Genomic DNA, 18911 nt, shown 5'->3' on the forward strand with positions numbered 1-18911 from the left:
GGAGTGTCATCCCCAATAACAAAAGGATCCGACCTGATTTCTGTATATTCATTGTCTTCCTTTTTAGCTGTCGAGGCTTTCATCATTGCAATTGAGAAGGATCGCAGCGTCACCCGCAAGGCTCCCAACGACGGCGCCGGCAATCAAAAGACTTCCTCCCGCTGTTGCCGGTGCAGTAGCTAATGTGCCTAGCGCCACTAAACCGAGTGATATTGCTGCGAGCCCGGCAACCGCGCATTCCTCAACGCCTTGTCCCAGTGGATCGCTAAGGTTTCGGAGGTCGTTGGCGGCGTAGGCGTAGCGGTTGGCGTTGGCGTTGGCGTTGGCAGGGTTCAGGGGTGTGTGGAGGGCGTCTTGTTGACTCCAACGGCCGGTGGTGGGGGCGTACCAGCGTTGTCCGTATTTGACCCATCCGGTGTTGCGGTCTTGGATGCCAGCTTTGAAGGTGTAGGGGTTTTGGGTGGTGCCGAGTCCGCCGGAGTCTTCGGTGAGGGTGGGGACACCGTAGGGGTCATATTGATAGGCGAAGGCGGTATTCGGGCCGCTGGTGAGCAGCGCGGCTGGGTTGCCGGTGCCGTCGTAGACGTACAGGGACACCATGCCGGAGCTAGTGCGTAGCATGAGCGGCTGGCCGGTGACCGGATCATTTTCGACATACGCGGTCTGGGTACCCTTTTTGTATTGCTCGATCACGGGAAGGCCTTGAGCGTCGGTGCGACCGTACGCGATCTGGTAGGTACCGTCTGCGGTGGTTTGAGACAGGACCTCGTTTTGGCTGGTTCCGGCGTAACTGTACTGGTAGCTGGACCCGTTTTTGGTCACGGTCGTCATTTGATCGGCACCGTTGTAGGCGTAAGAACCGTTCGGGTCCGCCGTCAGGTTCCCGGTTCCGTCGTAGCTGTAACCGGTGGAGCTGATGTGATTGGCCGCGTTCGCGGTGAACGTTTGGCTGGTGGTCGTAGCCCCAGTCGTGGTGGCAGTGAGCCGGTTCCCGCGAGCATCATAGCTGTAGTTGTAGGTGATCGCGGCTGTGGTTCCCCCGGTCGTCGCGGCCTTGGTGAGCCGGCCGAGTAGCAGTAGGACTGGTCCATCACCACGGTGTTGTCGGTGTCGCCGTTCCCGGAGTTGGCGATGGCCCGGGTGACGCGCCCGGTGGTGTCGTAGTCGGTGTGGGTGTGTGCTTTCCAGGTCGTCAGTGCCGGGTTGGCCTGCATCCAGGTATCGGTGCGTCGGCCGCGGTCATCGGTGGCGAACGCCAACGTTTTGGGCCCGTCGGTTGGGTGCTGGTAGGTCAGGGAGACCGGGGTGCCGGAGGCGTCGAATTGGTAGGTGGTGGTGCCGCGGCTGTCGGTGGTGGAGGCCAGGTTCGAGGCCCGGTCGTAGCTGTAGCTGATGGTGCCACCGCCTGCGGTGTTGGTCCGGGAGATCAGCCGGCCCATCTGGTCATAACCGTAGGTCGTGGTCCCGGACCCATCGACCCGGGTCAGGGCCTGGCCGCTGTCGTTGTACGTGTTGGTGACGGTGGGGGTGCTGTCCGAGAACGACGTGGAGGTTACTCGCCCCATTGCGTCGTAGCCGTAGGTGAGGGTGACGCCGCGGCCGTTGCTCGCGGTGAGTACTCGTCCCCAGGGGTCGTAGGTGAAGGCCCGTGCACCGAGGGAGGAACCCGTTACCGGAGTCAGGGCGTTGAGTTGATGGTTGCCGTCGTAGCCGTAGACGGCTTTGTTGGTCCCGTTCCCGGGTGCCAGGGCGGTGGCTACTGTCCCATCGGTGTTGTATGTCAGTGTTGCTGTTGCGGCGAGGGCGTCCGAGGACGTTAATGCGTTCCCTGCGCCGTTGTAGGTGAACAGTGATTTGCTGCCGGCATCGTTGGTGGATGAGGTTGCTAGGTAGGCGGTGTTCGCGGCCGTGTTCGCGTACTCGGCCGCCCCTGTCGCACCACCGGAGCTCTGGGAGGCGGTGATTGACTGACCCGTGTTGGCGCCGAAGGTGTTAGTGGTCGTGGTGCCGGCGGTGGTGCCGGTGCCTCGGGTAGCGGTGAGGGTATCGACGTCAGCAGTGTAGGTTTTTGAGCGGGCCCGGCCCATTTCATCGGTGACTGCGGAGACCCGCTTGTCAGCACCTAGGGTGTAGGTGGTGTGCGGGACGAGGGAAACGGCTGTTCCTTGATGGGTGTTCGGACCCGCCAACAGGGTTTGCGTGCTCGAGGGGTAGGTCAGCCGGGTGATGGAATCCCCCGGGGAACCAGCACTGGTATTGGTTTTCTGTATCTGGGTGACTTTGCCGGCACTGTCGTAGCTCAGCGTCGTCACAGCCCCGGTGGGGGAGGTGATCGTCGCGACCCGTCCACTGGTGTAGGTGAAGGTGGTGTTTTTACCGGCGAGATCCGTGAACCCGCTCAGGTTCTTGGACGTGTCATGGGCGAACGACACTGACCGGGCGGAGGTTCCCGAGGATTGAGTAATCCCATCCAGCAACCCGTTGGAGTTGTAGGCCAGGTTCGCGGTTCGGGCCCCGGCGACGCCGCGGGTGGAGACGACCTTGGTCAGTTTGCCAGAGGCCCAGATCAGGGCGGTGGCATTGCTGTTGCGGTCCTTGATCTGGGTGGCCTGCCCGTCCGTATTGAATGTCAACACGGTCGCACTCGTCCGGGACGTCAGGGTCCAGCCCGTCGCCCCGGTCTTGACCAGATCGGCTTTCACGCCGGCAGGTGAGGTGTACGCCGTCGTTGACCCGGATACCGGGGTGAACAGGGCCGAGTATCCGTCCCCGGAAGTAAACAAAATCCCTGTCGGGGCGGTGGACAAGGACCCTGCCGAACCAGCAGTCAGGGTCCAGCGCGGGGCTACCAGCCCGGGGCTGGTATCGGCGGAGAGGGAGTTGAAGTTCATCCCGAGTCCAACATCACCGTTGATGCCGGGCAGTGCCAAGGCAGTAATGCCCAGCTGAAGGTTTCCGGTGCCAACATCCAGGGAAGCGCTAACGTTTTCGCTAATCGGGATCGGCAACCGGGTCGCTCCCGGCCTGGAGCCCAACAGTCCCACCGTGGAGACATCTCCGGGAGGAAGAGCGGCGAACGAGGGGGTAGCAGCTCCCAATCCCATGCCCAGCACCACCCCGGCCGTCAATGTCCCGACCAAAGATGTCCGTCCCACAAACCCCCACCGGGTCGGTGAAGCAATGGCCCGGCGGGTGTGATGTGAGCTGTCATAGACATCGTTGTCCCCCAAAACGAAGCGAAGTAATGGGCTATGTCTACCCCCGCCAGGAAAGGAAAACAAGAGTGGCTCGCGAATCAGTCCAAAAACAAAACCGAGGACCCCGTCCCTTTTCCTCCATGATGGGCTGAAAAGAACTGAATCTAGCAGTTGTGGGCCACCCAGAATATGGACCCGCGATGAACGTCATCGTTTCATGCGTTCGTACACGGACTGTACCACCGGCGCCATTAGCGCGGTCGTGAATAGGTGGATCTTTCAGGTCGCTGTCCCGATAGATATCTCGGTGTCTGCCGTTGTGTCTACGCCGAGTTCCAGAGCTGAACCGACCACGTAGATTTCAACCACGACGGGATTCCCCGCCATGAACAGTGACAGCAATACCGGCACTGTCCGCGGCACCACATAGGAAGATCAGCGAGCTTAACCGTCAGGGACGGGAAACGATCCTGCCGCTGAAAGTACTGCTCCAAAAACAAAAACCCCGGCAGGCTCCGTGAAGAGTCGGCCGGGGGTTTTATGTAAGGGCCACGCGCCCTTTGGGTGGAGGTGGGGACTAGCCGAAGTACTTCGGCAAGGTTCCCTCATGCGCTTCGCGAAGTTCATCCAACGGAGCCGTGAACAGACCCTGGATATCCAAGGCGGCACCTGCTGCGTCAACCACACCAATGCGGGCAACCGGGAAACGGCGTGCCGTGCACATGTCGTTGAAGCGGACTTCTTCGCTACGGGGAACGGCCACGATGGCGCGTGCCTGTGTTTCGGAGAACAGCAGTGTAAAGGTGTCTACGCCGTCGCGAGCTGCAACTTCATCCAGCGCCACGCGGGCACCTGTGTTGAAGCGCAACGCTGACTCAACGAGAGCAGCCGCGAGGCCACCTTCGGAGAGGTCGTGTGCGGAGTCGATCATGCCGTCGCGTGAGGCGTTGATCAGGATTTCGCCCAATTCGCGCTCGCGCTCCAGATTCACAGTGGGCGGCAAACCACCCAAGTGGCCGCGCAGGTTAGCCCATTCGGAACCATCCAAGTCATCAGCGGTGGTACCCAGGAGATAGATGGCTTGGCCATCCTCAGCCCAGCCTGACGGCGTACGGCGAGCAACGTCGTCGAACTTACCCAAAACAGCAACCACGGGGGTGGGGTGGATGGGGGTGGCGCCCGTCTGATTGTAGAGCGAAACGTTGCCGCCGGTAACCGGGATGCCCAACACCATGCAGGCGTCGGACAGGCCGCGGATGGATTCGGCTAGCTGCCACATGACATCCGGATCCTCAGGGGAGCCGAAGTTCAAGCAGTCGGAAACGGCCATGGGGATGGCGCCGGTGGTGGCTACGTTGCGGTACGCCTCGGCCAGGGCCAGCTGCGCACCATGGTAGGGATCCAGGAACGTGTAGCGTCCGTTGGCGTCCGTGGCCAAGGCAACCCCTAGTCCGGTTTCCTCGTCAACACGGATCACACCAGCGTCATCAGGGAACGCCTGGGCAGTGTTTCCGCCAACATAGCGGTCGTACTGGTTGGTGATCCAGTCCTTCGAGCACATGTTCGGCGATGCGATGAGCTCCAGCACGGCGGCCTTGAGTTCATCGGCGGTGGCCGGGCGGTTGGCGTTGGCCTCTGAGGCGTTGAAAGTATCGGCCTGCAGTGCATCTTGCCACTCGGGGCGGGCGAACGGACGGTCGTAAACCGGTCCGTCGTGGGCCACGGTGCGGGGATCGACGTCGACTATAACTTCGCCGTCCCACTTGATGATCAGGCGGCCGGTGTCGGTGACCTCGCCGAGCCATGAGTATTCCACGGCCCACTTATCCATGACCGCTTCAAATGCGGCGACGTTCTCGGGGGAGACCACGGCCATCATGCGTTCTTGGGATTCAGACATCAGGATTTCACCCGGCGTCAGGGACGGATCGCGGAGCAGCACGGAGGTCAGCTCAACTTCCATGCCGCCGTCGCCGTTGGAAGCCAGCTCGCTGGTGGCGCAGGAGATTCCTGCAGCGCCAAGGTCCTGGATACCTTCAACGAGGGAACCCTTGAACAGCTCCAGGCAGCACTCGATGAGTACCTTTTCTGCGAAGGGGTCACCCACCTGAACGGCGGGCCGCTTGGAGGGCTTGGTGTCATCGAAGGACTCCGAGGACAAGATGGACGCGCCACCAATTCCGTCGCCGCCGGTGCGTGCACCGAACAGGACAACTTTGTTGCCCTTACCGGATGCGTTGGCCAAGCGGATGTCTTCGTGGCGCATGACACCAACAGCCAAGGCGTTGACCAGCGGGTTGCCCTGATATACCGAGTCAAAGACCATTTCGCCGCCAATGTTTGGCAGGCCCAGCGAGTTGCCGTAACCGCCAATACCAGCAACAGCACCGTGCATGACGCGGGCGGTATCCGGGTGATCGATGGCACCAAAGCGCAACGGATCCATGACAGCCACAGGGCGTGCGCCCATGGAGATGATGTCGCGGACAATGCCACCAATGCCGGTTGCGGCACCCTGGTACGGCTCCACCATGGAGGGTGAGTTGTGGGATTCAATCTTGAACGTTACGGCCCAGCCGTCGCCCAAGTTGGTGACGCCGGCGTTCTCGCCGATGCCCACCAGCATGTCCTTCTTCATTTCCTCGGTGACCTTATCGCCGAACTGGCGTAGGTGGTTCTTGGAGGACTTGTAGGAGCAGTGCTCGCTCCACATGACGGAGTACATGGCAAGTTCAGCGGCAGTGGGGCGGCGCCCCAGAACCTTTACGACGTCGTCGTACTCGTTTTGCTTCAGGCCAAGTTCGGCCCAAGGCAGCTCAACATCAGGGGTGAGCGCAGCGTTTTCTACTGTGTCCATATTGAATTTCTTGGTGGGCTCGGTGATCGAGCCGGAAGAGATCTCGCTCATTTATTTGTCTCCCAGAAGCGTGTTCAAAACCGAGGTGAAGAAGCCCAGCCCGTCGGTGCCGGTGTGGCCGGGGCCGTACCCGGTCTCCACAGCGTGCTCGGGGTGCGGCATGAGGCCAACTACGTTTCCGGCAGCGTTGGAGATACCAGCAATGTCGCGGCGTGAGCCGTTCGGGTTGAAGCCCATGTAACGGAAAGTCACCCGGCCCTCAGCCTCGAGAGCGTCAAGGGTTTTCTCGTCGGCGATGTACTGGCCGTCCTGGTTCTTCAGCGGGATCGTGATGTCCTGGCCGGCCGCGTAGGCGTTGGTCCAGGCGGTGTTGGCGTTCTCAACGCGCAGCACCTGATCACGGCACAGGAATTTCAGGTGGTCGTTCTTGATCATGGAACCGGGCAAAAGGTGCGCCTCGGTTAGGATCTGGAAGCCGTTGCAAATACCCAGAACCGGCAGCTTAGCGCTCGAATTCGCGGCGTCCACAATCTTGGTCATCAGCGGGGCAAAGCGAGAAATAGCGCCGGCGCGCAGGTAGTCGCCGTAGGAGAAACCGCCGGGGATGATGACGGCGTCAACATCGGCCAGTTCGGTGTCGGCATGCCAGAGGTCCACGGCGGTGGCACCGGACAGGCGCACGGCGCGGCTTGCGTCGCGGTCATCGAGGGTGCCAGGGAAGGTGACAACACCAATGCGGGCTCCCGCCAGACGGGAATCAACAGGGGCCAGCGTGGCCCCGCCAATCAAGGGGGTTTCGCTCATGGTTAGTCCGCCACAACTTCAACGTTAACAACGTCTTCGATGACCGGGTTGGAGAGCATGGTTTCCGCTGCTTCACGGGCCTGGGCCAAAATTTCCTCGGTCACCTCGCCATCCACAGTCAGTTCAAAGCGCTTGCCCTGGCGGACAGCGGAGAATGCGGTGAAGCCCAAGCGGGGAAGTGCGCCAACGATGGCCTTCCCCTGCGGGTCCAGAATTTCGGGCTTGAGCATGACGTCGACAACGATCCGAGGCATCGAAGGAACTCCTGGTGGTTAAGAGGGGTGCCGCGGAGGTGCCGTCTTACGCTGTCTTTGGGTCAGGGTGTGTGAACCTGAAAACCGCTAAGGGAAGCGCTCCGCGAGCTTGCCATCCTATTCTACGCAGTGTTAGCCAAGTCATGAATTCTAGTGGCTCACATCTCATTTGCCGGCTGTGGATATGCTGATGCCTTTTCTGGAGGCACGGACCGGCGCCCCGTTGTTGGCCGTAGCGATAGAACGAGCTTCACTGTCGCTTGCCGGATTAACCCACGCAACAGTGACGCGGTTGTCATGAGCTAGACGTTAGAACCCATCTCTCCTGCAGAATTTCACCTCTAAGCAGTGGCCTATTCTGGGCGTGCCAGGGCATGAAGATCCCCGCAAAATTGGGAATCTTGCCGCCGCATCTAACTCACCCTCAACCTCGAGAGTGAGCAGGCCGGTCAATTTGTGGCAATTCCCAAGTCACTCCTCGGAATCTGCGCTGCGTCCGCCGCAGAACGTTGAGATATGAGGAGATAGCAGATAAGGATCAGTAAGAAGGATTGCCGGGTTCATTCCTCCCTCTGTGATCCATCCTTCGGCCCAACAAGGTTGGGCTCGTCGAGACAGGCCCATGCCCCTCTCGCCCTAGGAAGACTGAGCTCACAGTGATTTGAACCAAGGTTGCAAACGTGAATCCTGATTGGAGCGCAAAACGGGAGCTTTTAGATTGATTTCTTGCCCCCAGCGCCAGCAGTGCAGGGCAGCGCCAACAACTGCTGCTGTGGCCAGCATTTGGAGGAAATCAGGATTTGGCTCAGTGACGCCATCCAGTTGATTATCTATGCCTAAGACCAACAAGCACGCCGTCACAGCAGCGGACATTTCGGCCAAAAATGTTGCCGGACCTGCGGTTGCTGCAGCTGCTGCAGCTGCAAAGAACGGTAGGGAGCCTGTTTCCTAGGACGCGACCGGTGCAGTATATATGCGCTGGCCCTAGTACCGGTTCTGGGAAGGGCGGTTGTTGCGACGGATGGCGCTGTGGCTCTGACTGCGAAGGTTTCTGCCGTAGTGGTTGACGGTGCGCAGTGGTTGACGGTGCGCACACCGGGGTGATCTCTGGAACAGGTATCGATGGTGAGGTTGCTGAAGCTAGCGCCGCGTTAGAGAGTGTTGGTACCAGCAGTTCTGCTGTGGCCACTGCCTCTGCTGTGCCTACTGAGTCCGCGTCGACTGCCTCTGCTGAGCCCACTGCCTCTGCTGTGCCTACTGAGTCCGCGTCGACTGTAACCGCAGGGGATGAGGCTGGGGATCTGGCCATCACTGGGTTTGGTCTTCAGTGCTTTGGTCTTGGGTATCGCGGGCGACATGATCTTGCTGCTCGGCGCCCTGGTTACCATTCAGTGCGAGCCCGCGGCGCCCGTCAGTAACGCCCTTCGGGCGTTCGTGCTGCAGTTCACCGGTCCAATCCGCATGGATTTCCCGCTCAAAAGGGGTGAGAAGCGGTCCTTAAAGAGTCGGATTCCTAGGATTGGGCCGAAGCCCAGCGCGCCGAAAGCGCGCCGTAACATACAAAGATCCTTAATAAATGTGACATGGGACACGCTAGTGTCGTTGTTGGTTGTCCCACATCCTAATTCCTACAAGTTGTGGGATGGGGCACCGTACACAGCTTTTCCCTCACGAAGGCCGTTTGAAAGGAAACAATGAAGTCCACGGACACACTGCCTCGCACCAAACGCAGATACCTCACAGTTACCTCAGGAGTTTTGGCAGCAGGGCTGCTAACCACTCTGATGGGACCGGCATATGCCCAAGATGCAACCCCGGCAGCCGGCGCGGCGGCTCCCGCTTTCGCTGACCAGGCGCTCGCTGTACAAGGTGATAACGCTCTGGATGCCAGCCTGGCCCCGTCGTACCGCATCCCGGCCCTCGTTGACTTGGGTGGCGGGGTCATCCTAGCCTCCTACGACGGCCGGCCCAACGGCGGGGATTCGCCGGCTCCCAACTCCATCATTCAGCGTAGGAGCGTCGATGGCGGCAAAACCTGGGGCGCTCCGACCTTCATTGCCCGGGGCCAAATTGGGGCCGGTGGCAAAGCGCAATTCGGCTTTAGCGATCCGAGCTACATCTACGACGCCGAGAGTGACGTCGTCTTCAACTTCCATGTCTACTCCAAGGATCAAGGGTTCTGGGGCAGTATCTTGGGAACCGACGATTCGGTGCGAAATGTCACCGGGACCGAAGTCTCGGTGTCCACTGACCGCGGGTTGACGTGGTCAACTGACCCCGCCAACATCCCCACACTCCCCGTTCCGCAGAACTACGCTCCCGGCAGCAAGTATGCAGCGTTTGATGGACCGCTGGTCACTGACGTGGTCAAGCCAGTTGGGGCCACGGTCAACGGCGTCAACAACGTTGGTGGAGTTGTTGGCATGTTCGCTTCCTCCGGCGAGGGCATTCAGCTCAAATATGGGGCCTACAAGGGCCGTCTGATTCAGCAGTTCGCAGGACGCGTCCTGAACACCGCTGGCAAAGAAGTGATCCAGGCGTACAGCGTCTACTCCGATGACCACGGCAAAACCTGGGTCAAGGGCGGCGACGTCGGCACGGGCATGGATGAGAATAAGTCCGTGGAACTTTCTAACGGTGACGTCATGCTGAACTCCCGCGACAACGCTAATGGGAAGGGCCGCAAGGTGGCCATCTCCAAGGACGGTGGTCAGACATGGGGCCCGGTCAGCTACGACACCAACCTGGTTGACCCCACGAACAACGCCTCCATTACCCGCATGTATCCGGAAGCAGTCAAAGATTCCGCCGATGCCAAAATTCTCTTGTTTTCCAACGCCAACTCCGCGGCGGGCCGCACTAATGGCACCGTCCGCTACTCCTGTGACGACGGCAAGACCTGGAGCGCAGGCAAGCAGTTCAAAGCCGGAGCCATGGCTTACTCCACGATGACCGCGCTCAGCGACGGCAACTTTGGCATCCTGTATGAGGGCAACAGCAACAACATCCACTTCGCCAAGTTCAACGCAGCATGGCTTGGCGTGAACTGTGACTTGAGCGTCACGGCACAGCCGCTGACCGGCGCCAACGGCGCAACGGTTGAAGCAATGATCACCGTAAACAACAACGGCGATGACTCGCTGACCGGAGCCACGGCCTCACTTACAGCCATGGTTGGTTGGAAATTCGGTACCGTAGCGATTCCCGCGGTGGCGCCCGGGGAAAGCGCAACAGTCGCCGTGCCGGTGACAATCCCCGATTACTTGAAGGCTGGAACCGTCAACCTCTTTGCTACCGTCAGTGCCAACGGTACCCAGGCTCAGGCGATCGTCCCCACCACCATTACAGGTGGCGCCACCGAGAACATTGTGGGCTTGGAGATCACCGGATCTGCAACGGACACTGCACGTGACCTGGCCGCGAACCCGTACACCGTGGGCTCTACCGTCCCGTACCAGTTCCGCGTCGACAGCCTCAGCAACGTCAATGCAGCAGCCGTTCCGCAGTCGGGCAACTTCAAGCCGTTCATCCCCACTGATGGGCCAGGCAACTGCCGTTACCTGGTTCTGCCTGTCAGCAGCGGATACACCTGCGCATCTCCCAAGCACACTGTCAGTGCGGAAGAACTGGAGCAGGGATACTTTGTGCCCCTGACAACATGGCAGGTCACCGGAGCTGGCGCCGGCACGAAGGATTACACCATCACCGGCGATGAAGTTGACCTCATCAAGCGCAACCCGGAGCTGGCCAGCACCTCCTCGGCAGTCTGGAACGACGTCGACGGCGATGGCCTCGCCAGCGCCGGTGACACCGTCACGACCGCTGTCTCCGTCACCAACTCGGGCAATGTTCCCTTGACCGGCGTTGCTGGCCTCGGCACTACCCACGGCGATCTCGCCATTGGCGAGTCCGTCAGCTTCACCGAAACCCGTGAACTGACGACGCCGGAAATTGCCGTAGGGGCCGTGGCGGAGCGTTCCGTTGTGATTGCCGGTGCCAACGGCGCCAAGGATGCCTCCGCGGACGTTGCAGTGGATGCCGTGGAACTGCCGGTTCTGCCCGCAGAACCTGGCTTCGAACCAGAGCTCGAGCGGATGAAGCTCAAGGGTCAGCCACCTGTTGATCTTGGTCTAGAGGCTGGAAAAATCAGCGTTGGTGCCACCGTCACCCTGCACAATCTGGCGGCCAACGAATGGGCCTACCTGCACCTGAATCAGCACGGTGCGCGCATTGGCTGGTTCCTGGCCGACGCCAATGGAGCGGTGACGTTCACTGTTCCGGAAGGAACCAAGAATGGCAAGGATGCACTGGTTGTCTCGGATCAGGACGGCCAGTTCCGCTCCTTCGGTACATTCCACGTGACACCCGCCAAGTAGCTAGTTTCCTGCCCTAACCCACTATTTGGGAAGGGGCAGTGGAGGGGCCGCAGTCAGACTTTCTGGCTGCGGCCCCCGCCCCGTTAACTACCCAGCGGGCTCAATGAAACTTTTTTAGAACCGATAGGATTCAACCATGGTTTTAGTGGCGGCACAGTGGTCCGGAATGTTCACGATTTTGCGCGATGCGGACGGTAATCAGCGCTTTATACGGCTGGATCCGGCTGGTTACCTGCCGCCGTTTACTGATGGCCTAGCCAACCGCGCTGCCATGGCTGCCGGAGTACGTGCGGGCTGGCGCACCAGTGGCGGCACGCTCACGCTGGCCGGCACGGGAGCTGAAGATTGCGCTCCCTACGACGTGTTGGTCAACGGCCAGCGCACCCACCGGCTCCCGGCCACGGGTCAGCACCGCCACGAAGTTGTCCTGGACAATGTGCCGCCGAACGCGTTGGTGGAACTGTGGCTACCGCATTTTGGCGACTTTGCACTCACTGAGGCAGCGCTCGACGGCGGATCCGTCACCTCCGTTGCCGAGGTAGGCCCGCGCTGGATCACCTACGGCAGCTCCATCACGCACTGCCAGCAGGCGGATGGCCCCACTCAAACGTGGCCGGCTCTGGTTGCAGCGAACAATGGTTGGCGTCTGACTAATCTAGGTATGGCGGGGGAGTGTCAGCTGGATCCCATCGCCGCCAGTACCATTGCCCAAACACCTGCGGACATCATTTCGATATGCGTGGGCATCAACAGCTACAACGCCTCGGTCTTTAACGAGCGCAGCTTTGGCCCGGCACTCCAAGGTTTCATCAAAACGGTTCGGGCCGCACACCCGGACGTGCCCATTGTTATTCTCAGCCCGGTCCTGTCGTTGCCACGCGAGAACAAGCTCAATGCGGTGGATTGGACCCTTGCCGATTATCGCAAGGCTGTGGAGCAGACCGTTGCCGTCATGCAGGCCCAAGGAGACGCCAATCTGCACTTGATCGACGGAGCCGCTGTGCTCATGGAACAAGAAGCATTTGACCGTCTTCCGGACACCTTGCACCCCGACACCGCTGGCTATGCGCTCATGGCACAACGGCTGGCTCCTGCGCTGGCGGCGTTCCTGCCCTGAGTATTAGGGCAGAGTGCTAGGGCAGTGCGTCCACGGCGACCCGGAGCCGATCGCGCAGCACGGCCGATTCCGCGCTGAACGCTCGCTGATGCGCCACATAATCTGACTTGCCGGTAGCCGTCTCGATGGGAATGGGCGGGTAGCCCCACTCGGCCAGATCGTACGGCGACGCCTGCATGTCCATGGCCCGGATCCGCCACGATAGCTCAAAGGTGTCCATCACCAGCTCGCTGGGCAGCGCAGGAGAAAGCTTGTACGCCCACTTATAAAGGTCCATATTGGCGTGCAGGCAGCCTGGCTGTTCCAGATCGCGCTGATTCTCCCGCGTGGGCGCCAGCTCATTGAGACCTGACGCCTGTGGAGTATAGAAACGGTACGCATCAAAATGTGTGCAGCGAATCTTGTTCTCCTGAACCACCTGATCCGTGCCCCGCGAGCCCAGCCGCAATTCCAGATACTCATGACGCACAGCATTGGCCTCCTGCTGGTACACCATGGCCCATTCGTGCAGCCCAAAACAACCAAATTGCGCAGGCCTAGCTGCTGTTCGGCCTAGGATGATCCGCGCAAAATCCACGGCCTCCTTGCGCTTGAAATGGAAGTCTTCCAGATCAAGCACGACGCCGGAGGATGCCTCAGGTGCGCCGCTAGCCGCGAGCTCGGCGGGAGTCGCTGCCCGGTAGAACTTCCAGCCCAAGCGCTCGCTTGCCGCAGCGCCCGTCAGGATCACGCCCGGTCCCGGGTGCCAACGGGCCAGTTGGCCCGGCTTTTGCGTGTAGTACGTGAAGAGGAAGTCCTCCACGGGATGCTTTTGGCCCGCTGATCGCCGGGCCAAATAGGGGGCGGCATATTTCTCGACGCGGTCCCGGTGCGCGGTGGCGCGGCCTTGCCAAGCATCCTCGGTGAGGAACAGTGGGGCAGAGGTCATACGCTCAATTATCCGCCATGCCCGCAGAAATCATGACCGCAGAAGTCGTGACCGCCGAAGCTACCACGGCGGAAGGTGCGGCGGCGGCGGTGGGTGAGCTCACGCCGTCGTCCGTGGGAAGGTTCTCCGTGGGAAGGCCCTCCGGGTGAATGTCAGCTACATGAGTGGCAGCGTCAATCAGGGTCATCATGGAGCGGTGCAAGGCCATGGCCCCCTCCCGGTCCAAGCCGAGCCGGGCCATCATGGTTCCGGGCACCTTCAGCGCCTGCTCGCGCAGGGCGGCGCCGGTGGGGGTGAGATCGATCGCCAGAGCGCGCTCATCGGCGCTGTTCTTGGTGCGGGTGATGTAGCCGAGGGCTTCAAGCCGTTTGAGCAGGGGGGAGAGCGTGGCCGATTCCAGGAGGAGCGCGCTGCCAATATCCTTGACCCGGCGAGGGGATTCTTCCCATAAGGCCAGCATCACCAGGTACTGCGGATGGGTCAGGTGAAGATCGGCCAAGACGGGTTTGTAGGCGGAAATGACGCTCCGTGCAGCCACGCTGAGACCAAAGCACAATTGGCGCTCCAGTAACAGATCGTTCTCAGCGGCAGTCATTGAATTGCTCCCTTTGTGTTGATTCGCACGCAGACCCCTGCGCTAATTAGTTAGTGTACTAACTATCACTGTACTATGGATGTTATCGTCACTATCACGGGGGCGAAGTCCATACTTTCAGCCCATGCCTCCAGTCTTGCCGGAAGGAACGCCAGCCATGTCCAAGATGCCTTTTGTTCACCGATTCATGCGCTTCACCGGATATTTGCGCTACGTTTTGGGTCCCGCTAGTAGCAGCCCGTTGGATCATGAGATGACCTCGGAAAACAAAGCGCTGTTGGAGCGTCAACAGGCTGCTAGTCAGGCTTTTGAGACCGTCAAACGGGCTGATGGCAGCACGTATCTGGTACCCAAAGACCCGAAGGATCAGTCGCTTCGCTAACGCGCAGCTCCACAAAACATCCCGTGCCTTCGGGGGACTTCCGGCGTAAAATGGGGAAGATCATTCACGCAAGGTTCTCCTGTGGAGAGGGGGTGTTGATGATGACGAGCGGTGAAAAGTTCGTGAACAAATTAATGCACGCCACTGAGAAGTTCCAGAAGGTTTTTGGTCCTGCCGATCAGGGCGATATGGATTCCCCTGTGGTGCATCGCCATGACGCATTCGAAGACAGCAGCGAAGAGCAGCTGTCCCATTTCGAAGAGCGGACAGATTCAGAAGGCCACCATTACGCAGTCCGCAAGGATGAAGAGCCGGTCGACTAATTAGACGCGCGGAGTAATTAAGCCCATCGAGTAGTTAAGCCCATCGACCCGTCACATAATGCCGCGTAATCTCAAACTAAGCGGCATTATGTGACGGGTCGATGGGCTTGAGGGTGGGGCTTAGCGGCCGGTGCCGCCGTAAACGGTTGCTTCGGCGTCCGTGTCCAGACCGAAGGCCCGATGTACTGCGCGAACAGCTACATCCAAGAGATCCGCGCGGGTCACGACGGAGATGCGGATCTCTGAGGTGGAGATCAAATCAATGTTCACGCCGGCGTCGGACAGGGCTTGGAAGAACTTGTAGGAAACTCCAGGGTTGGAGCGCATGCCGGCACCAATGAGGGACAGCTTGCCGATCTTGTCATCGTAGATCAGGTCCTCGAAGCCAACGTCTTCTTGGCGTGCGCGAAGGGCAGCCAGTGCTTCTTCGCCCTCGATCATGGGCAGTGTGAAGGAAATGTCCGTCTTGCCCGAACCGTGGGTGGAGATGTTCTGGACGATCATGTCGATGTTGGTGTGCGCGCCAGCGATGATGCCGAAAATCATGGCAGCCTTACCGGGGATATCCGGCACGCCAACAACAGTGACTTTACCTTCGGACCGGTCGTGTGCCACGCCGGAGATGATTGGCTGCTCCAAGGCAACTCCCTCTGAGATTTTGATTTTGTCATCGGGGCTGGGCAGAACCCAGGTTCCCTCATTGTCGCTAAAGGATGACCGCACGTGAATGGGCAGTCCAAAACGCCGGGCGTATTCCACGCAGCGCAGGTGCAAGATCTTGGCACCCGAGGCTGCCATTTCCAGCATTTCTTCGCTGGAGATCTTGTCTATTTTCTGGGCGCTGGGGACTACGCGCGGATCCGCGGTGTAAATACCGTCGACGTCGGTGTAAATTTCACAAACGTCTGCGTTTAGCGCGGCAGCCAGTGCCACGGCGGTAGTGTCGGATCCACCGCGTCCCATGGTGGTGATCTCCTGGGTCTGGCGGCTCATGCCCTGGAAGCCGGCAACAATAGCGATCTTGCCCTTATCCAACGCGGTGCGCACACGGTGCGGGTCAACATCGATGATGCGTGCCTTGCCGTGGATGCCGTCGGTAATCATGCCGGCCTGGCTGCCTGTGAATGACTGGGCAACACCACCTTGGGCGCTGATCCCCATGGCCAGCAGTGCCATGGAAATTCGCTCACCGGCGGTCATCAGCATGTCCAGCTCGCGTGCCGGAGGATGCTCGGAGACCTGTGCCGCCAAATCGAGCAGCTCATCGGTGGTGTCACCCATGGCTGAAACAACGACGACGACCTCATGGCCGGCTGCCTGGGTGCTGACAATCCTGCGGGCTACACGGAGAATGCCTGCGGCGTCGGATACGGAGGAACCGCCGTACTTTTGAACAATCAGACTCATGGATGCACACTCATTGACTTACCTAACGCAACACTAGGAGAGAAGAAAATTACTGCCGCACACGCCGGGCCGCGCCGCGCGCTGGGCCAGTGCGGCATCATCAGCGCGGAAGGCAGTTGATCCAAGTTTAGCGTGGAGGGGTACCAACGTGGAATTAGTGTGTCCACATGGTGGTCCATGACGGCGTCGCTATGGGGACAGTGCAGGAGACAGCGCTGGAGGCCGCGCAGGAGACAGTGCAGGAGACAGCGCTGAAAAATCTCCGACTGCGGGGTGATGACGCCGTGACTGCCGCGTCATATGCTGATCCCAAGACCGCGATTGCGGCGCCTGAGGGAGGTAACGATGTCCGAAGACCAGCCACCGCCGCCCAAGCCGAGCGAGGCTAAACCACCCGAAGAATTCCAAGGGCTCAGCGCCACCGGGCTGTCCCGTAGTTTCGGTCGGGTACACGCCGTCGTCGATATGACACTGCACGCTCCGGCGGGCCAGGTTACTGCGTTGATTGGTCCCAACGGGTCAGGTAAAACCACGCTATTGCTGATGCTGGCGTCGCTGCTGGCCCCGGATACAGGGAGCATTAGCGTCATGGGGGTGGATCCCGTGCAAGATCCTTCCATGGCTCGGGCCAAAATCGGTTGGATGCCGGACACTCTCGGCGTCTGGGAGGCGTTGACGGTGCGAGAAATCCTGGCCACTATGGGCCGGTTCTACCGGCTGCCTAGGGCTGAGATTCCGGCTCGAGTCGCCGACTTACTGGAATTGGTCAACCTCACCCCGCTTGCGGATCAGCCCGCACGCGTGCTCTCGCGAGGACAGCAGCAACGGCTGAGCTTAGCGCGGGCGTTGATTCACGATCCCGAGGTGTTGTTGCTGGATGAGCCAGCGTCGGGCCTGGACCCGGGCTCCCGAGTGGCCTTGCGCAATATCTTGCGCAAGCTCGCCGGGGAGGGGAAAGTGGTGGTGGTTTCCTCGCATGTGTTGGCCGAACTTGATGAAATTGCGGATGGGGCGGTCTTCGTCAATGAGGGACGCTCAGTGCTGGCACAATCCGTTGCACAAGCTGCCGGACAGGGGCGTAGCTATTCGGTGGCAGCGCTTGAACCTGCGGTCCTGATCGAAACGCTGACTGCATGGGGAGTAGTTTTTGAGCCCGGAGCTGGCCGCCGTGATGCCGTGCGGCTGACTGTAGCCACGGAGCAACACGCAGCTCAGCTACTGCGAGACTTGGTGGCTGCCGGAGTGGATGTGTGGTCTTTCTCGCCCGCCACCGGCGCCTTGGAAGAGACCTATATGAGCATGAAGGTAGGGCAGTCATGACTACGGTTCAGGAAGACGAAGCCGGGGGCACAGGTGGCAAAGGTAATGCGCAGCCGCCACCACCCCAGCATGGAGGGTCTGATTCGCGGGGAGCCGGTGGCCTCGGGGCCTATGCCGATGGCGTCTTGGGCGTGCTGGGTATGGAAATGCGGCAACGGCTGCGCTCACGGGGCTGGTACATCATGTTGGGTGTGTGGTTCCTCATCATTGGTGCAGTCACAGCCCTGACATGGTGGAGCTGGCGCACACAGGAAGATTTGCGTCTGCAGTGGAACGCTGGCGCTGACAGCATGGGGCCGGGTTCGCAGATTTTCGAGATCGTCATGGCCTTTGTCCTGCTCTTCGGTTTGTTGGTGGCCCCGGCTCTTTCAGCCAATGCCATCAATGGCGACAGAGCTGGCGGGACCTTGGCCATCTTGCATGTGACCCTGCTGCGACCGGGGCAGATTATGTGGGGAAAGTTCTTGGCTTCATGGATCGCCGGGATGGCCTTCCTCGTTGCTGCCATCCCTTTTGTGGTCTTTGCCATTGTGCAAGGAGGGCTCGGCTTTGTGCAGATTGTGGTTTGCCTCCTCATGCTGGTGGTGGAGGTGGGGATAATCTGCGCGATCGGAGTTGGCATTTCGGCGCTGGCTAACCGGCCGCTATTTTCCATTGTGGTTACGTATCTGATGGTGGCGGTACTGACCGTGGGAACACTGATTGCATTTGGTCTGGGCGCTTTAATCAGCAGTGGCACAGTGGCCGTCAATCAGGTCTACTACAAGGGCATAGAAATGTACCAGAACGGGGAGATCCCTGATCAGGCCCCCGAAATCTATCCGGCACCGCCGCGCCCCGACGATGTCACCGATGAAGGCGCCGACTATTTCTGCTACGGGCCATTGGAGGAACGTCAGGCAGCGCGGACCGAACGGGTGGCCTGGATGCTGGCCATGAACCCTTTCGTGGTGGTGGCTGACTCCATCCCCTACCCTGAGCGAATTACGCAGACAAACACCTCCGATTCCACTGGGTTCTTCGAGATGATCAGCCAGGCCGCCCGTTACGCTCAGGCGGGGCCAGAGAGAACTTACGAATGCGCCAATGGCAAGGTCACGCCGTCGTACTTGGGACAAAAAACGCCACTCTGGCCGCTGGGTCTGGGACTGCAAGTGCTCATTGCGGCAGGAATCCTCACCTTCGGCCGACGGGCTCTGCGGACCCCGGCTGGGAAACTACCCAAGGGAACCCGGGTGGCCTAAAACCGCACCCAACCACGAGAACGGGGCTTCCCCGCGAGGGCGGTGTATTTATACACCGCACTCGCGGGGAAGCCCCGTTCTCGGCGAATTTCTGGGTGAAAAGGTGC

At 60.2% G+C, this 18911-nt stretch carries 16 protein-coding genes; 7 read left to right on the forward strand and 9 right to left on the reverse strand.

Annotated elements, in window-relative coordinates; translation table 11 throughout:
• Nucleotides 1-63: 63 nt before the first annotated feature.
• The 6 genes from ACX80D_RS00780 to purS all read right to left on the reverse strand — a co-directional run bounded on the left by ACX80D_RS00780 (nt 64) and on the right by purS (nt 7112).
• Entirely contained in the window at nt 64-822 is a 759-nt protein-coding gene (locus tag ACX80D_RS00780) for an RHS repeat-associated core domain-containing protein (protein WP_459320626.1), read from the reverse strand.
• A gap of 53 nt (nt 823-875) precedes the next feature.
• A complete protein-coding gene (locus ACX80D_RS00785) occupies nt 876-3155 on the reverse strand; it encodes an RHS repeat domain-containing protein (protein ID WP_459320627.1) in 2280 nt (759 codons plus the stop codon).
• Between the two features lie 321 nt (nt 3156-3476).
• The gene (locus ACX80D_RS00790; protein WP_459320628.1) at nt 3477-3608 is read right to left on the reverse strand and encodes a hypothetical protein; all 132 of its coding nucleotides are present in this window, start codon (nt 3606-3608) and stop codon (nt 3477-3479) included.
• Nucleotides 3609-3774: 166 nt separating this feature from the next.
• The gene (purL, locus tag ACX80D_RS00795) at nt 3775-6105 is read right to left on the reverse strand and encodes a phosphoribosylformylglycinamidine synthase subunit PurL (protein WP_459320629.1); all 2331 of its coding nucleotides are present in this window, start codon (nt 6103-6105) and stop codon (nt 3775-3777) included.
• Nucleotides 6106-6858: a phosphoribosylformylglycinamidine synthase subunit PurQ gene (gene purQ / locus ACX80D_RS00800; protein WP_459320630.1), complete on the reverse strand. Its 753-nt coding sequence runs from the start codon at nt 6856-6858 to the stop codon at nt 6106-6108.
• 2 nt (nt 6859-6860) lie between these two features.
• Nucleotides 6861-7112 carry a phosphoribosylformylglycinamidine synthase subunit PurS gene (purS, locus tag ACX80D_RS00805; RefSeq protein ID WP_038465086.1) on the reverse strand — a complete coding sequence of 84 codons (252 nt, stop codon included), beginning with the start codon at nt 7110-7112 and terminating at the stop codon, nt 6861-6863.
• 1694 nt (nt 7113-8806) lie between these two features.
• Here purS and ACX80D_RS00810 point away from each other — a divergent pair.
• Nucleotides 8807-11488: an exo-alpha-sialidase gene (locus tag ACX80D_RS00810; RefSeq protein WP_459320631.1), complete on the forward strand. Its 2682-nt coding sequence runs from the start codon at nt 8807-8809 to the stop codon at nt 11486-11488.
• Nucleotides 11489-11624: 136 nt separating this feature from the next.
• Nucleotides 11625-12605 (forward strand): GDSL-type esterase/lipase family protein, encoded by a 981-nt coding sequence (locus ACX80D_RS00815; protein ID WP_459320632.1) that lies wholly within the window; start codon nt 11625-11627, stop codon nt 12603-12605.
• 16 nt (nt 12606-12621) lie between these two features.
• Here the strand turns inward: ACX80D_RS00815 and ACX80D_RS00820 are convergent, their stop codons facing one another.
• Nucleotides 12622-13533 (reverse strand): 3-methyladenine DNA glycosylase, encoded by a 912-nt coding sequence (locus tag ACX80D_RS00820; RefSeq protein WP_459320633.1) that lies wholly within the window; start codon nt 13531-13533, stop codon nt 12622-12624.
• Nucleotides 13534-13537: 4 nt separating this feature from the next.
• A complete protein-coding gene (locus ACX80D_RS00825) occupies nt 13538-14128 on the reverse strand; it encodes a MarR family winged helix-turn-helix transcriptional regulator (RefSeq protein ID WP_459320634.1) in 591 nt (196 codons plus the stop codon).
• A 157-nt stretch (nt 14129-14285) separates the two neighbouring features.
• On the opposite strand from ACX80D_RS00825, the gene ACX80D_RS00830 reads away from it, so the two are divergent.
• Together ACX80D_RS00830 and ACX80D_RS00835 are read left to right on the forward strand one after the other, a co-directional pair.
• Complete coding sequence (locus ACX80D_RS00830; protein WP_459320635.1) at nt 14286-14510, forward strand: hypothetical protein; 225 nt, start codon at nt 14286-14288, stop codon at nt 14508-14510.
• A gap of 98 nt (nt 14511-14608) precedes the next feature.
• On the forward strand, nt 14609-14833 hold the full coding sequence (locus ACX80D_RS00835) for a hypothetical protein (protein ID WP_459320636.1): 225 nt from the start codon (nt 14609-14611) through the stop codon (nt 14831-14833).
• A 120-nt stretch (nt 14834-14953) separates the two neighbouring features.
• Here ACX80D_RS00835 and ACX80D_RS00840 read toward each other — a convergent pair whose 3' ends face one another.
• Nucleotides 14954-16240, reverse strand: coding sequence for an aspartate kinase (locus tag ACX80D_RS00840; protein ID WP_459320637.1), 1287 nt, complete (start codon nt 16238-16240; stop codon nt 14954-14956).
• Nucleotides 16241-16407: 167 nt separating this feature from the next.
• Between ACX80D_RS00840 and ACX80D_RS00845 the strand changes: the two genes are divergently transcribed.
• From ACX80D_RS00845 to ACX80D_RS00855, 3 genes are read left to right on the forward strand one after another with little or no spacing between them, the layout of a single operon-like run.
• Nucleotides 16408-16629 carry a hypothetical protein gene (locus tag ACX80D_RS00845; protein WP_459320638.1) on the forward strand — a complete coding sequence of 74 codons (222 nt, stop codon included), beginning with the start codon at nt 16408-16410 and terminating at the stop codon, nt 16627-16629.
• The gene (locus ACX80D_RS00850; RefSeq protein WP_459320639.1) at nt 16586-17560 is read left to right on the forward strand and encodes an ABC transporter ATP-binding protein; all 975 of its coding nucleotides are present in this window, start codon (nt 16586-16588) and stop codon (nt 17558-17560) included. The genes ACX80D_RS00845 and ACX80D_RS00850 overlap by 44 nt, the downstream gene beginning before the upstream one ends.
• The gene (locus tag ACX80D_RS00855; protein ID WP_459320640.1) at nt 17557-18804 is read left to right on the forward strand and encodes an ABC transporter permease; all 1248 of its coding nucleotides are present in this window, start codon (nt 17557-17559) and stop codon (nt 18802-18804) included. Before ACX80D_RS00850 ends, ACX80D_RS00855 begins: the two co-directional genes overlap by 4 nt.
• Nucleotides 18805-18911 lie beyond the last annotated feature (107 nt).

The sequence above is a fragment of the Arthrobacter sp. Sr24 genome (genome assembly GCF_054511175.1).